This window comes from Haloplanus sp. CK5-1 (assembly GCF_037201915.1).
GTDB lineage: Archaea > Halobacteriota > Halobacteria > Halobacteriales > Haloferacaceae > Haloplanus > Haloplanus salilacus.
Map to the genome: position 1 here is coordinate 1905389 of NZ_CP147505.1, position 14918 is coordinate 1920306.

Sequence of the window (14918 nt, forward strand, 5' to 3'; positions counted from 1 at the left end):
TCCTGAAACTATCGGCGGCCGCCGTAGCGACCGGCCTGGCGGGTTGTGCCGGTGGGGCCGGCGGTGGCGGGAGCGAAAGCGGAAGCAACGACGTCAGCGGCGGGTCGGGGTCGGGCGACTCGATGCTCGCGGACGCATCGAGTTTCGACCCCGCCGACCCGGGCTGGGAGGAGAACAACTACCTTTCGGGGCCGCTGATCGATTCCGGGTACGAGCGCGGCGGTCAGTCGGACCTCGAGAGTATGAGCAATCGGGAGGTAGAGGAGGTGCCCCACGGCGACCCGGTCCGGGACTCCCCTGAGGACGAGAGCGAGTATCTCGACCCCGATACGCTGATCTTCACCGAGAGCCCAAGCGAGGACGTCGAGGGCCGCTACGAGGAAGACTTCCAGGCTGTCTTCGACCGCATCGAGGAGGAGACGGGCAAGCCGGTCGAGTACAACCGGGTCAACAGCTACGCCGCCTCCGTCGAGGCGATGCGCTCCGAACGCGCACACATCGCCAACTTCTCGACCGGGACAACGTGTTTCGCGGTCAACCTCTGTGGCGCGGTGCCCTTCGCGGCCGGCGTCGCCCCGGACGGTGCCTTCGGCTACCGCCTGTTCGCCACGACGCGGGCCGATGCGAGCAGTATCCAGTCCGTCGAGGACTTCGCGGACGACGACGTCCGGATGGCCCACGCCGAACCGGCCTCGAACTCCGGCCACCAGGCCCCCTCGGCGCTGTTCGACCAGTACTTCGACGTGACTGCGGGCGAGGACTACGAGATCAACTTCTCGGGCGGCCACTCCCAGACCACCCGCGGTATCGCCGCCGGCGACTACGACGCCGGCCCGATCTGTTCGACCTGTTTCAAGGACACCGTCGAGGGCGACAGCAACCTCGGCTACGACGACTTCAAGGTCGTCTGGGCGTCCGCCCCGTTCCCCAACGGTCCGATCGCCTACCGCTACAATCTCCACCCGGACATCGTCGAGGGCATCGAGGCGGCGTGGCTCGACTCCGACTTCGCGGGAACCACCTACGCCGACCGCACCGGCTACGACGAGTACGTCCCCGTCGAGTACCGGCGACACTGGTACGACATCATGGTCATCCAGCGGTACAACGGCGTCGAGTATACGCAGAGCGCCCTGAGCGAATGACCCTCGAAGCGATCGACCTGTCGAAGACGTACCCGACCGGCGACGAGGCGCTGCGGGGCGTCAGCCTCTCGATCGAGGGGAGCGAGACGGTGGCGATGATCGGTCCCAGCGGCGCTGGCAAGAGCACGTTCGTCCGGTGTGTCAACCGCCTCACGGAGCCGACGAGCGGCACGCTTCGCCTCGACGGGACGGAGCTGACGGCACTCGACGCGGACGGACTCCGGGCGGCCCGCCGCGACATCGGGATGATCTTCCAGGAGTACAACCTCGTCGAACGGCTCACCGTGATGGAGAACGTCCTCACCGGTCGGTTGGGCTACGTCTCGGCTTGGCGTGCGTTCCGGCGCGACTTCCCACCCGAGGACGTCGAGCGTGCCTACGAGATCCTCGACCGCGTCGGCCTCGGCGACATGGAGGACAAGCGCGTCGACGAACTCTCCGGCGGGCAGCGCCAACGGGTCGGCATCGCGCGAGCCGTGATCCAGCAGCCGAAGATCCTGCTGGTCGACGAGCCAACCTCCAGCCTCGACCCCGAGACGTCGAACACGGTGATGGACCTCCTCACCGACATCGCGGCCGAGCGGGGCATCCCCGTCCTGATCAACATCCACGAGGTCGACCTCGCACTGGAACACGCCGACCGCGTCGTCGGGCTCCACGACGGCGAACTCGTCTTCGAGGGGACGCCCGGGGACTTGGACGAGACGGCGCTCGGTCGGGTCTACCGCGGCGAGGAACCCCCCGATTCGGAGGTGTCGGAGCCGACGGACGATCCGTCGTCGGGGCCGACACTCGGCGTCCCCGAACAGCCGGATCGGTCGATTCCGGGAGGGTCTTGACGTGGCCGCCGGCGAACGAACCTGGCAGCGACCCAGCGTCTTCGGCCGTCGCGAGATCAAGTGGGGCGTCTACGCGGCCGTCGTCGCCTTCTTCGCGTGGTCCGCGCTGGGGATCGGTGCGGACCCCTCGCGGATCGTCCGGGGGCTGGGCCGAGGCGTGACGCTTCTGGGAGACTTCTTCCCGCCGGACGCGACGCCGAGACAGGCACAGCGCATCGTCGACAAGATGATCGAGAGCGTCGCGATGGCGATGGTGGCGACGGTCACCGGTATCGCACTCAGCGTCCCGATAGCCTTCATGGCGGCGGAGAACCTCTCACCCACGCCGCTGTACTACCTCAACCGCGGGTTCATCTCCATCTCGCGGGCGTTCAACGCCATCATCGTCGCCATCCTCGTCGTGAAGGCGGTGGGACTCGGCCCGCTTGCCGGCATCGTCACGATCACGTTCAAGACGGTCGGCTTCTTCTCGAAACTGCTCGCGGAGGACATCGAAGACATCGACGGGGGGAGCGTCGACGCGGTCCGCGCGGCCGGCGCGTCGCCCCTCCAGACGCTGCTGTACGGCGTCGTCCCACAGATCGTTCCGCGCTTTGCCGGGCTGTCGGTCTACCGCTGGGACATCAACATCCGCACCTCGACCGTCGTCGGCATCGTCGGCGCTGGCGGCATCGGATCGGTCCTGCTCACCGCATTCAACCGCTACGACTACCAGTACGTCTCGGCGATCCTGCTCGCCATCGTTCTGGTCGTCCTCGTCGCGGAGGGCGTGAGCGCGGTCGTCAGACGGAGGTACCAGTGATGTCGGGGGAGACCCGCAGTTGGGAGCGGTTCGATCGCCGCCGTCGACTCGGCCGCTCGATCGGCTGGCTCGTCGCGCTGGTCGTCTTCGTCGGCTCGTGGCAGTTCCTCGACATGGATCTGGTCGCAGCGGAGACGGTCCCACGGGAAGTGAACGACCTGCTGACGCGGATGTACCCGCCCGACGTGGCCTACGCGGGCGACATCGTCGCCCCGCTTATCGAGACGCTCCACATCGCCGCGCTCGGCACCGCCGGGGCGTTGGTACTCGCAGTGCCGGTCGCCCTCCTCGCCGCCGAGAACACGACGCCCAACCGCGCGACCTACTGGCTCGGGAAGGTGATCGTCACCGTCAGTCGCTCGGTGAACACCATCATCTGGGCACTCGTCTTCGTGGTGGTGTTCGGCTCCGGCCCGCTCGCCGGTGCCGTCGCCATCGCCTTTCGCTCGGTCGGCTTCCTCGGCAAACTCCTCGGTGAAGAGATCGAGGAGATCGACTTCGGGCAGGTCGAGGCGGTCCGTGCGGCCGGTGCGTCGCCAGTCCAGACACTCCTGTACGGCATCCTCCCACAGGTGAAGCCGGCACTAGTCGGGCTGTCGGTCTACCGCTGGGACATCAACGTCCGGGACTCGACGATCCTCGGGTTCGTCGGGGCCGGCGGGATCGGCGTTCAACTGTTCCGGGCGGTCAACGCCTTCGCCTGGGGGTCCGTGGCGACGATCCTCCTCGTGATCCTCGGCGTCGTGATCGCGAGCGAAGTGATATCCGCGTACGCACGGGGGCTGGTCCGATAGCGTGACGATCATCAGCCTCCACCGGCTACTGGTGATCGGATGACGCCACCGAGATCGTACGGCGACGCTGCGACCGACGGTCACGCCCTGCTGTTCGACATGGACGGCGTCCTGATCGAGGGCCGTGGGGCCGACGACGCGGTCCACGAACGCGCCCGCGACGACGCGCTCCGAGCGTTCGACGTCGAGGTGCCGGACCACCACCGCCCGGCGCTCGCGAGCTACGAGTACACGGAGGCCTTCGTCGAGGCGTGTCGGGCCGTCGACCTCGATCCGGTCGAGTTCTACGCCGCCCGCGAGCGACACAGTGCCCGCCGGATCGTCGACCGACTCCGAGCCGGCGAACGCGGCCTCTACCCCGACGTCGACGCGCTCGATCCGATCGCCGACCGTCACCACCTCGGCCTCGTCAGCAACAACTACCATCCGGCCGTCGAGTTCGTCGTCGATCACCACGGCCTCGACGCGTTCTCCTTCGCCCGCGGCCGCGAGCCGGGGGTCGAGGGCTTCCGCCGCCGCAAGCCCGACCCCCACTACCTGTTCGAGGGACTCGACGCCCTCGACGCCGAGGCGGGCTACTACGTCGGCGACCGCGAGACCGACCTCCTCGCGGCCGAACGCGCCGGTCTCGAGGGCGTGTTCGTCCGGCGCGACCACAACGTCGAGACACGTCTGGGCGTCGAGCCGGCCCACGAGATCGACTCGCTGTCGGACCTCGGCGATCTGCTCGACCGGTGACCACGCGGGACCCCAACCTATAAGATCGACCCCTCCGTCTTCTATAACGAAAGACCATGAATAATACTGGTCGGGACGGCTGCCCACTCTGTCCGCACGCGGTGTCCGGTCTCGAGGAACTCAGACTCCACCTGCAGGTCGACCACCGGAAGAGTGCGGTCGTCGACGAGTACGTCGACCGGCTCGACCGGTCGCCCGCAGTGTCCCCCTGACGCCTACATTCCGGGCTGGTACTCCCCGAACTCCTCGCGGAGGGCGTTCGATATCTCGCCGACCGACGCGTACGCCTTGACCGCGTCGACGATGGGCGGGAGGAGGTTGTCGTCGCCGCGGGCCGTCTCCCGCACCGCGGCGAGGGCTGCCTCGACCGCCTCGTCGTCGCGTTCGGCCCGCACCGTCTCCAGTCGATCGACCTGTCGGCGTTCGTCCTCCTCGGTGACCTCCTCCAGATCGACCTCGGGGTCCTCGTCGACCTGGTACTCGTTGACGCCGACGATGATCCGCTTGCCCTCCTCGATCTCCTGTTGGCGGTCGAACGCCACGTCCTGAATCCGTCCCTGTACCCACTGGGACTTCACCGCGTCGAGCATCCCCCCGCGGTCGTCGACCTCGTCGAGGATGTCGAACGCCTCCGCCTCGAGGTCGTCGGTGAGCGCCTCGACGTAGTAACTCCCCGCGAGGGGGTCGATCGTGTCGGCCGCGCCGGACTCGTGGGCGAGGATCTGCTGGGTGCGAAGCGCCGTCCGGACGCTCTTCTCGGTCGGCAGCGACAGCGCCTCGTCCTTGCCGTTGGTGTGGAGGCTCTGCGTGCCGCCCAGGACGGCCGCGAGCGCCTGGTAGGCCACCCGGACGACGTTGTTGTCGATCTGTTGGGCCGTCAGCGTCGACCCGCCGGTCTGGGTGTGGAACTTCAACTGCTTGGACTTGGGGTTCTCCGCGCCGAAGCGCTCCTCCATGATCTTCGCCCACATCCGCCGGGCCGCCCGGAACTTCGCCACCTCCTCGAAGATGTTGTTGTGGGCGTTGAAGAAAAAGGAGAGCTGTGGGGCGAACTCGTCGACGTCGAGGCCGGCGTCGAGGGCGGCGTTCACGTACTCGATGCCGTTGCCGAGGGTGAACGCAATCTCCTGTGCGGCCGTGGACCCGGCCTCGCGGATGTGGTACCCCGAGATGGAGATGGTGTTGAACTTCGGCGTCTCCGCCGCACAGAACTCGAAGATGTCGGTGATCAGGCGCATCGACGGCTCGGGGGGGTAGATGTAGAGGTTGCGCGCGATGTACTCCTTCATGATGTCGTTCTGGATGGTCCCCCGCAGTTCCGACCGGTCGACACCCTGTTGGTCGCCGATGGCAACGTACATCGCCAGCAGGATCGCCGCCGGCGCGTTGATCGTCATGCTCGTCGACACCTCGGAGAGCGGGATGCCGTCGAACACCGTCTCCATGTCCCGCAGCGTGTCGATGGCGACGCCCGACTTGCCCACCTCGCCTGCGGCCATCGCGGCGTCGGAGTCGTATCCCATCTGGGTCGGCAGGTCGAACGCCATCGAGAGGCCGGTCTGTCCCTCGTCGAGCAGGTAGTTGAACCGCTCGTTGGTCTCGGCAGCCGTTCCCATGCCCGCGTACTGGCGCATCGTCCACAGGCGGCCGCGGTACATCGTCGAGTAGACGCCGCGGGTGTACGGCTCCTCGCCCGGGACACCCACGTCCTCGCGGTAGTCCAGATCGGCGACGTCGGCCGGCGTGTAGAGGGGATCGACTTCCTGCCCGCCCGTGTCGGTCGTGAAGACGTCCTTGCGTTCCCCGAACCGATCCACGGTCGGCCCGTACGAGTCGGCCTCCCAGTCGGCCTTGGCCTCGCGGATGGTGTCGAGATCGTCGGGGTCGAACATACCCGGGTCGAGGAGTGCCGCGAACTTATACTGTTGGCTGCCCGTCGGCCGGGATCCTCGACACGGCCCACTGGCTGGCATCTCGGAACCGGGACGGTCGACAGCACTGCGCCGTCGACTGCGACGGTTCCCGCCAGTTGAGAATCTGCGGTGCGGTTACGTTCGTAACACGCTGACTGACAGGTGGAGGCAAGGCCAATGGAATTTCAGACACACGCGCCGATCGACGCCCTCGCACAGGTACAGCCCGGGCCACACGGCCCCCACCCCGGGCCACACTGGGGCGGTGGACCGATGAGCGGCGGGGCGATGGGCGGCGCGGGTGCAGTCGGCGGGTTCGGTGGCTGGCTCGCGCTCCTGTTCGTCGGCCTCCTGCTCGCCGCGCTCGTCGCCGCGCTGGCGTACGCGTGGACCCGTAGTGCGGATCGCGGTGACGACGGGGCGATGGCCACCCTCCGCGAGCGGTACGCCGCCGGCGACCTCGACGACGAGGAGTTCGGCCGTCGACGGGAGCAGCTCCTCGACGGTGACTAGCCTCCGAGCGCGAGCCGATCGTCCCGCGGCCTCCGATTTTCTCGGCTGATAATTTCCCCGGTCGGTTTTTCACCGTCGAATGTTCCCCAGCTGATATGCGCGAACGGACCGAATCAGCGGTTGCCCCGGGGTGCTCACGGCCGATCCGATCGGCGGAGGAGGTGGATCGATGACGTGGGTTCCGTCCGCCGTCACCGACAGTTACCTGAAACGATTCGCGGCGATCGTCGCAGTGGTTCTCGTCGTCGTCGCCGGTGTGGGGGTCTTCTTCCAGGGACAGATCGCGGCGGAACTCCGCCACGAACAGCAGGCGGAACTGCGGACCGTCGCCGAACTCGAAGCCAACGCGGTCGGGGAGTGGATCGACCGCAACAGCGAGAACACGCGGTTACTGTCCGAGTTCCGAGAAGTAGAAACGGACGACCGGGACCGAATCGACGCCACGCTCGACTCGGAACTGGATCGGATGCCCGAGTCGACCCATTCGATCCACTACGTCGACCTCAACTCGGACACCATCGTCGAGAGCACCGACGACGACCGTCTCGGAGCTAGTGTCGGGGGCGTGCAGTGGGCGCGTGGCTCCCTCGAGGAGTTCTACCACCGTGACTCCTCGTCGGTGGCCGTCTCCAGAGCCTACCGACAGGGCGGCGTCACGCTCATCGCGTTCGTCAGCCGGGTCGAAGGGACCGAAAAGGCGATCATGGTGACCGTCGACGCAAACGAGCGAGCAACCGGGTTCCGGACGCCGACGGAGAGCGGCTTCACGCAGGTCGTCGACGGCGAGGGCGTCGTCCCACTGGCACAGGACGACGACGTGGTGCTCCAGGAGTACGAGCACGGTATGGGTCACGTCCGGATGGCCCGAGACGGTAAGACCGGGACGATGGACATGACCGACATGAACATGGTCGCCGGCTACGCGCCGGTCCCGGTCGAGGGCACCGACTGGGTCGTCGTCACGCACGCCCCACGCTCGGAGGCGTTCGCGCTCGTCGGCACCGTCACGCGCGACCTCTTCGCGCTCATCGGCATCTCGATCGCGGGCTTCCTGTTGATCGGCGCGACCCTCGGGCGGAACACGGTGGGCGCGCTGGATCGCCTGACCCGGGACGCCGAGGCGATCGCCCACGGCGACCTCGACACCGAGATCGAGTCGTCGGACCGCGACGACGAGATCGGCCAACTGATCGACGCGTTCGTCGACATGGAGGCGTATCTCTCGACGGTCGCGGCACAGGCCGACGCCGTCGCGGACCAGCGGTTCGACGCCGACATCCTCGACCAGGACGTCCCGGGGACGTTCGGCGAGACGATCGACCGGATGAGCGAGGACGTCGAACGCGCACAGCGGGACGCAGAACGGGCACGCCGGGAGGTTGAGGACCTGAACGCCACGCTCGAAGCGGAGGCGGACGCGTTCGGCGCGACGATGTCCCGGGCCGCAGCAGGTGATCTGACCCAGCGGATGGACGCCGACAGCGAGAGCGAGGCGATGGTCACCGTCGCCGAGTCGTTCAACGCGATGATGGACGAGATCGAGGAGACACTGGGACGGGTCCGATCCTTCGCCGACGAGGTGGCGGCAGCGAGCCAACAGGTGACCACGAGCGCCGAGGAAGTAGAGCGCGCGAGCGCGAGCGTGAGCGAATCGATCCAAGAGATCTCGGCCGGGGCGGATCAACAGGACGACCGCCTGACCACCGTCTCGACCGAGATGCAGAGCCTCTCGGGGGCCATCGAAGAGGTAGCGTCGTCCGCCGACGAGGTGGCGACGACGGCCGACGAGGCGGCCGAGACGAGCGAGGCCGGGAGCGACGCCGCCGCCGACGCCGTCGACGAACTCCAGCGAATCGAGTCGCAGGTCGACGCGACGGCGACGGAGGTGACCACACTCGCCGAGGAGGTCGACGAAATCGGCGACATCGTCGAGATGATTGCGGACATCGCGGAGCAGACGAACATGCTCGCGCTGAACGCGTCGATCGAGGCCGCCCACGCCGACGGCGACGGCGACGGGTTCGCCGTCGTCGCCGACGAGATCAAGAGCCTCGCGGGCGAGGCCGCCGAGGCGACCGAGCGCATCGACCGGCGCATCGCCGAGATACAGGAGACCGCCGACGCGACCGTCGACGACATGGACGAGATGCGTGACCGCGTCACGCACGGCGGCGAGACCATCGACGAGGCGCTGGCGTCGCTCTCCGACGTAGCGGGGGCGGTCGAGGACCTCCACACTGGGGTCCAGGAGATCAGCGAGGCGACGGACAGTCAGGCGTCGTCGACCGAGGACGTCGTGTCGATGCTCGACGAGGTGTCCGATCTGGCCGATCAGTCGAGCGCCGAGGCGGCGAACGTCTCCGCCGCGGCCGAGGAGCAGACGTCGACGCTCGCGGACGTCTCCGAGAGCGCTCGGTCGCTCTCCGAGCGTGCCGAGTCGCTCCGAGATCTGCTGGGTGAGTTCGACGTCGACGTCGAAGCGGGACCGCGCACCGAGGACGCGGTCGAGGCGATGGGCGATCGTCCGACCGCCGACGGCGGCCCGAACGGTAGCGCGTCACACGTCGAGTGGCACGATTGAAGGGGGTTCCGCTCGGAACCGTGGACGAATGTACATCGCAGACGAGACCTGGCCGGAACTGGGCGACTACTTCGCGGACGAGTCGCTGGCGCTCGTCCCCCTCGGATCGACGGAACAGCACGGCCCCCACCTCCCCCTCGCGACCGACCACCTGATCGCGGAGGCCTACGCCCGCGAAGCCGCCGAGCAGACCGGATTCCTCCGTACGCCGACCATCAACGTCGGCGTCAGCCCACACCACAGACAGTTCCACGGGACGATGTGGGTCGACGCCCCCGTGTTCCGGGACTACGTCGAGTCGTTCACCCGCAACCTCGCGTACCACGGCATCGACCGCGTGATCTACGTCAACGCCCACGGCGGCAACGTCGACCACCTCCGCGAGGTGGGGCGTCGGCTCCGCGACGACGAGGCACTGTACGCCGTCGAGTGGATGTGGAACGACAGTATCCCCGAGTTGGTCGACGACCTGTTCGAGCAGAACGGTCCCCACGGCGGTCCGAAGGAGACGGCGATGATCCAACATCTCCACCCCGAGTTGGTTCGCGAGGACCGCCTCGCAGACGCCCGCGACGGTGGCGTACCGAACGTCGAGGCGGCAGACACGATCAAACACGGCGCGCGGACCTTCTACGACGCCGCCGACAACACCGACAACGGCGTCCTCGGCGACCAGACCGACGCCACCGCCGAGAAGGGCGAACGCATGTTCGAGGCGGCCGTCGACCAGCTCTGTCAGCTCTGTGACTGGCTCGACGACCAGCCCTTCGAGGATCTGCTGCCGAAGCCCCACGTCTGAGGGCTCTTGACCAGAGTGCCGTCTGCTTGACCGAGCGCGATCGCCATATCCGACCACCCGTCGTTCGTCACCGATGTCCACGTCTCGGGCACCTCGTCGAACGCGACCTCACCGACAGGGAACATCTTGACCGTGTAACTCCCGTCGTCGGCTGTCGTTTGGGTTTCAGTCTCGGTGTTTCACTCGGCAGGAGTCGCTCCGCTGTCGGACTGACTCACACAACCGGCGAGCAGTCCGCCGCCGATGACGGTTCGGCAACATATCACGCACACTATGATTCTTTCGCCAGATGAGGCAAGAGCCTTTCATGGCACTTACTGAACACAGCGAAACAGCGGTCCCACCTCACCATGCGTTCTAGTTTAGCGAAGAATCCAACCGCCGTCTGTTGATTGGATATCGTTGCAACTACCCGGTTGAGGAATCCGGTGGGAAGTGTGACCTATACCCCACCGGATTCGGTGATTGTTGACCGGATTCAAAGAGCGTTTCCCTCCGACGAGTTGCGCGAGCGCGCTCGCGCAACATCACTTGTCGAACGAGAGCGGAAGTTCGACATCGTTGCGCTATTCTACACGCTCTCGTTCGGTTTCGCCGCTGGATCAGACCGCTCTCTCCAGGCATTTCTCGAACGCTACGTCGAGATGGCTGACTGCGAGGAACTCTCTTACGCGGCGTTCCACGACTGGTTCGAACCGGGTTTCGTTGCACTCCTTCGAGAGATTCTCGATGACGCCATCGAAAATCTCGATACCGGACGAGCCGAGTTGAACGGACGTCTCGAACGCTTTCGAGACGTCCTCATTGCCGACGCAACTATCGTTTCGCTGTACCAGGACGCCGCTGATATCTACGCAGCAACTGGCGAAGACCAGGCTGAACTGAAGCTCCACCTCACAGAGTCACTCTCCACCGGCCTTCCAACCCGGTTCCGTACAACCGACGGAACTACTCACGACCGGAGTCAGCTACCCACCGGAGAGTGGGTAGCTGACGCCCTCATACTGCTCGATTTGGGCTTCTACGACTTCTGGCTGTTCGACCGCATCGACCAGAACGGCGGCTGGTTCGTCTCCCGCGTCAAGGAAAACGCGAACTTCGAGATCGTCGAAGAACTGCGGACGTGGCGGGGCAACAGTATCCCACTCGAAGGGGAGTCGCTGCAGGCCGTCCTCGACGACCTGCAGCGACAGGAGATCGACGTCCGCATCACGCTCTCATTCGAGCGCAAGGGAGGGTCGGGCGCCAGCGCGACCCGGACGTTTCGACTGGTCGGCCTGCGCAACGAGGAGACCGAAGAGTACCACCTCTACCTGACGAATCTCGGCAAAGACGACTATAGCGCGCCCGATATTGCGCAGCTCTATCGGGCGCGCTGGGAGGTCGAACTGCTGTTCAAGGAGCTGAAGTCGCGGTTCGGCTTGGATGAGATCAACACGACCGACGCCTACATCATCGAGGCGCTGATCATCATGGCGGCAATTTCGCTGCTGATGAGTCGTGTAATCGTGGATGAGTTACGGTCGCTTGAGGCAAGACAACGAGAGGCCGAAGCCGCCGAAGACGCCGACTCGTCGGCGTCGCGGCTCCCCCGCCGTCGCTGTTCGCTAGCCGTCGAACGCCACGCTCATCTGATCCAGCTGTACCTCATGGTCGAGTTGGGCTACGAACTGCCAGATCTGGACGAGCTGTTGTTATGGGTGGCACGAAATCCAAATCCACACAGAGATCGGTTACGTGAGCAGGTTGAACGAGGTGAGTTCGGCTTTGACCGCCACTAAACTAGAACAGATGGGTGTTGGGCACATATTCTGCGAGAGGCTGAAGATGCCGCTGAGAAGCAGCCAGAAGGCAAACCGATTTACGACTCTCTCAAGCAGTTGTACGTCGCTCTCCAGACGCGGCTGGAGAGCGACTTGACTCTTCGTGAGCGAGCAGAACTCCAGCGTGTTGCACGAAGAGAGCTTGAGTCGCTGATTGAGCGGTCAGTTCCCGACGGACCAGTGGCAACACTCATCAAAAAGATCGAAGGAGGCCTCGACCACTGGCTCACCTTCGTCGGTGAGCCAGCGGTCTCTCCAACGAACAATGCCGCGGAAAACGCGCTCCGTGAGCCGGTGGTTCTCCGGAAACTTATCGGAACACTCCGCAACGACCGTGGAATGTTCGCTCATGAGACGGTGCTGTCCCTGCTGGCGACGTGGCGCCAGCAGGGACGCAATCCCTACGACGAACTCAAGCGAGTCGCCCGAAACAACGAGATGCTTTCACGAGATCAGGCTGTGCCGGCCGTTGAGTCCTCGGAGTAAACACGTACGGCACATTAATTTCCTAACGTATATTGGTATACCGGCCGGAATTGGTTTATTTATATTATTAGTAAATGTACTAGATACACAGCACGAACCGACAGTTACGGCTCGCCTATCCGGACAAGGGGAACAGTCTATGTCAGGAATAGATACAGACACCCCTGAATACAAAGCTTATGTCCGAGATATGTGGAAGCGATCACTGGCGCAGTTTCTCAAACACCCGTTTCGAGCGATCACGCGTCGGCCACTCCGATCGTTCGCAGTAACCATTCCGGTTGCCGTTCTAAGTTTGGTGGTGATCGTGCTTTCCGGAGTCGCATCGCCATCCGTATCTGCCTATCAGGCGCAACCAATCTGGACGACGACGGTATTCGTCGTGCTCCCGTTGCTACTTTTGAGTAGTGGACTTATGCTTGTTTACGAGTTTAACCGCCGAGAGATTGCCGCGGTCAATCGTCGGTTCCCGGATGTGCTATCGTCGCTTGCAAGCGCCAATAAAAACGGCATACGGCTCGTCGATTGCATCACGCTGGTTACGAAGCGATCCGAGGGCGTACTGGCCCACCACTTGGAGCGATTAGAGGCGGATATTCGTGCGAATCGGGATGTGCATGATGCCTTATATCGATTTGCAACCGATGTCGGTGTCCCCAGAGTGACACGGGTTATCAAAATACTTGTTGAAGCCGATAAATCAAGCGAGGATCTATCCGCGATATTAGAAATCGGGGCGCGAGATACGGAAGCACGGTTTCAGATTGATCTTGACCGAAAACAAGCGATGCAACCGTATGTGCTTATTTTCTTTATCGGGGTGTTGGTCTATTTGGGGATGATTCTTCTCCTCAACGAGTTGTTTTTTCCAATAGTTTCGGAGATCCCAGCAGGGGGATTCGGTGGCTTCACGAATACTGCTGGAACACCTAGTGAAGCCGAACCAGTACCGATAACAGCGTTTCAGACTGCGTTATACCATTCTTCAATAATTCAGTCCTTCGGTAACGGATTACTCATCGGGAAGTTAGTTGATAATAATATTTTAGCCGGGATAAAATACGCTATTCCACTACTTTTGGCAACCCTCGTCGTGTTTCATGTCGTCTGACTCGGTTACTGGTATCCAACTTTACTAAATAAATTGGCTCCTACCGAACGCAGCGGAATACCGTACGTTATCGTTCCATCTGTGTCAATGATCGTTGCGATGTTGCGCAACCCTTCGACGAGTGTCCGATACGATCAAACGGGGTCCACGACAAAGTGGCACCATCGGCAAGAGATCTTCTCACAAATCAAGAAAACGACGGCTAGACGGCGGCGAATCCACGGGAAACAGTCGATACGGATCCCCGGCCCCCGCTCCAAACTGATGTCCTCGTCCCGGTTGGTCACGACTACGTGTTGACTCTCGGGACGACGGATCAGGGCGGGTTAGACGACGCGGAGATAGCCACGACCGAGCGACTCGCAGTGAAGCTTGAAACAGCACTGGCCCGAATCAATCGCAACCGGTCGTTGGCCACGGACCGCCGGCAGGGCCTCCAAGGAACGAAGAGGCAAGCCGAAGCGGACGCTGCCGCGTTACGCCGCTTGAACGAACTCACGGTGGATCCAGCGGAATTTGACGAGACTGTCGACAGTTACTATCACTCGGCTGTGATCATCTCGGCCTCGATACGGGCATCCTCTCACACGTCGACGGAGACACTACGAGGTCGATGCTGTCGTCGATGCGACCGGGACACACGAGGCGGGCGCAGTGTCCGACCTCGGGGACACGATGTGCGATGAGACGCTCGCTTGCGACGCAACCGAATCGCTCGCGTTCGCCGACGTTGCAGACTCCGACCACCGGAGCCACCCAGCAGCCGAGACCGTTCGTGCATACATCGCAGCCCCAGTCGTCGTCGACGGCGACGTCTACGGTACGCTAAACTTCTCGATGGGGGAACCACGTTCGGCGGCGTTTCGGCCGGCGGACGAAGAGTTCGTCACACTCGTCGCACAGTTGCTCGGTACAGCTATCCAACGTCGCCGCCGGGCTGAGGAGTTGGAGCGGTACGAGACGATTCTCGAAGCGGTCGACGATCCGGTGTACGCGCTGGACGCCGAGGGCCGGTTCACCTTCGTCAACGACGCCGCGCTCGAGTTCGGGGAGATGCTGAACGTGGAACCGAGAGGGAATAACTCTCTCGCGACATGCTAGCATCCGATCAGGAACTCTCGGTACGCCTCGTTCCGCTGTCTCCCCCGTTTTCATTCCGAAGATATAGTTCGGCTATCGGTGATCTAAATGAACCATCGTCGACGACAAGTTGATCGATTCGGACGTCTGGGAGGAGGACGCTACTCGGGAGGTGGGATCGCTTTGAACGAGGTTCGTACGCATGGCGAGATGAGAGGATTCGTGAAACGCGTGGGAGCCGTCGTCCGTGACTCGGGAGAGCCCGACCCGTCGTTGTATTCCCTCTCAATTGTT

The 14918-nt window shown here is 63.9% G+C and carries 13 protein-coding genes and 1 pseudogene; 13 read left to right on the plus strand and 1 reads right to left on the minus strand.

Going from position 1 to position 14918, the window contains the following annotated elements:
- Positions 1–122: 122 nt before the first annotated feature.
- Genes phnD through NBT81_RS10110 form a run of 6 tightly spaced genes read left to right on the plus strand, consistent with a single transcriptional unit; the run spans position 123 to position 4530 of the window.
- On the plus strand, positions 123–1145 hold the full coding sequence (gene phnD, locus NBT81_RS10085) for a phosphate/phosphite/phosphonate ABC transporter substrate-binding protein (protein ID WP_338742540.1): 1023 nt from the start codon (positions 123–125) through the stop codon (positions 1143–1145).
- Complete coding sequence (gene phnC / locus NBT81_RS10090; RefSeq protein ID WP_338738122.1) at positions 1142–1984, plus strand: phosphonate ABC transporter ATP-binding protein; 843 nt, start codon at positions 1142–1144, stop codon at positions 1982–1984. Before phnD ends, phnC begins: the two co-directional genes overlap by 4 nt.
- 1 nt (position 1985) lies before the next feature.
- Entirely contained in the window at positions 1986–2786 is an 801-nt protein-coding gene (phnE, locus tag NBT81_RS10095; RefSeq protein WP_338738124.1) for a phosphonate ABC transporter, permease protein PhnE, read from the plus strand.
- The gene (gene phnE / locus NBT81_RS10100) at positions 2786–3580 is read left to right on the plus strand and encodes a phosphonate ABC transporter, permease protein PhnE (protein ID WP_338738126.1); all 795 of its coding nucleotides are present in this window, start codon (positions 2786–2788) and stop codon (positions 3578–3580) included. Before phnE (NBT81_RS10095) ends, phnE (NBT81_RS10100) begins: the two co-directional genes overlap by 1 nt.
- Positions 3581–3619: 39 nt before the next feature.
- The gene (locus tag NBT81_RS10105; RefSeq protein ID WP_338738128.1) at positions 3620–4318 is read left to right on the plus strand and encodes an HAD-IA family hydrolase; all 699 of its coding nucleotides are present in this window, start codon (positions 3620–3622) and stop codon (positions 4316–4318) included.
- 56 nt (positions 4319–4374) lie between these two features.
- Entirely contained in the window at positions 4375–4530 is a 156-nt protein-coding gene (locus NBT81_RS10110; RefSeq protein WP_338738130.1) for a hypothetical protein, read from the plus strand.
- Between the two features lie 3 nt (positions 4531–4533).
- On the opposite strand, the gene NBT81_RS10115 is transcribed toward NBT81_RS10110, so the two are convergent.
- Positions 4534–6210 (minus strand): methylmalonyl-CoA mutase family protein, encoded by a 1677-nt coding sequence (locus NBT81_RS10115; RefSeq protein WP_338738132.1) that lies wholly within the window; start codon positions 6208–6210, stop codon positions 4534–4536.
- A 198-nt stretch (positions 6211–6408) separates the two neighbouring features.
- Here NBT81_RS10115 and NBT81_RS10120 point away from each other — a divergent pair, with 198 nt between their 5' ends.
- From NBT81_RS10120 to NBT81_RS10150, 7 genes and pseudogenes are all read left to right on the plus strand, one after another.
- The gene (locus NBT81_RS10120; protein ID WP_338738134.1) at positions 6409–6744 is read left to right on the plus strand and encodes an SHOCT domain-containing protein; all 336 of its coding nucleotides are present in this window, start codon (positions 6409–6411) and stop codon (positions 6742–6744) included.
- Between the two features lie 169 nt (positions 6745–6913).
- Positions 6914–9325 (plus strand): methyl-accepting chemotaxis protein, encoded by a 2412-nt coding sequence (locus tag NBT81_RS10125; RefSeq protein WP_338738137.1) that lies wholly within the window; start codon positions 6914–6916, stop codon positions 9323–9325.
- 28 nt (positions 9326–9353) lie between these two features.
- The gene (locus NBT81_RS10130; protein ID WP_338738139.1) at positions 9354–10124 is read left to right on the plus strand and encodes a creatininase family protein; all 771 of its coding nucleotides are present in this window, start codon (positions 9354–9356) and stop codon (positions 10122–10124) included.
- A gap of 428 nt (positions 10125–10552) precedes the next feature.
- Positions 10553–11905, plus strand: coding sequence for an IS4 family transposase (locus tag NBT81_RS10135; protein ID WP_338738141.1), 1353 nt, complete (start codon positions 10553–10555; stop codon positions 11903–11905).
- Between the two features lie 15 nt (positions 11906–11920).
- Positions 11921–12433: pseudogene (locus NBT81_RS10140) on the plus strand (IS66 family transposase); the annotation flags it as partial.
- Positions 12434–12572: 139 nt separating this feature from the next.
- Complete coding sequence (locus NBT81_RS10145) at positions 12573–13544, plus strand: type II secretion system F family protein (RefSeq protein WP_338738144.1); 972 nt, start codon at positions 12573–12575, stop codon at positions 13542–13544.
- Positions 13545–14198: 654 nt separating this feature from the next.
- Positions 14199–14645, plus strand: coding sequence for a GAF domain-containing protein (locus NBT81_RS10150; protein ID WP_338738146.1), 447 nt, complete (start codon positions 14199–14201; stop codon positions 14643–14645).
- The last annotated feature ends 273 nt before the right edge of the window (positions 14646–14918 follow it).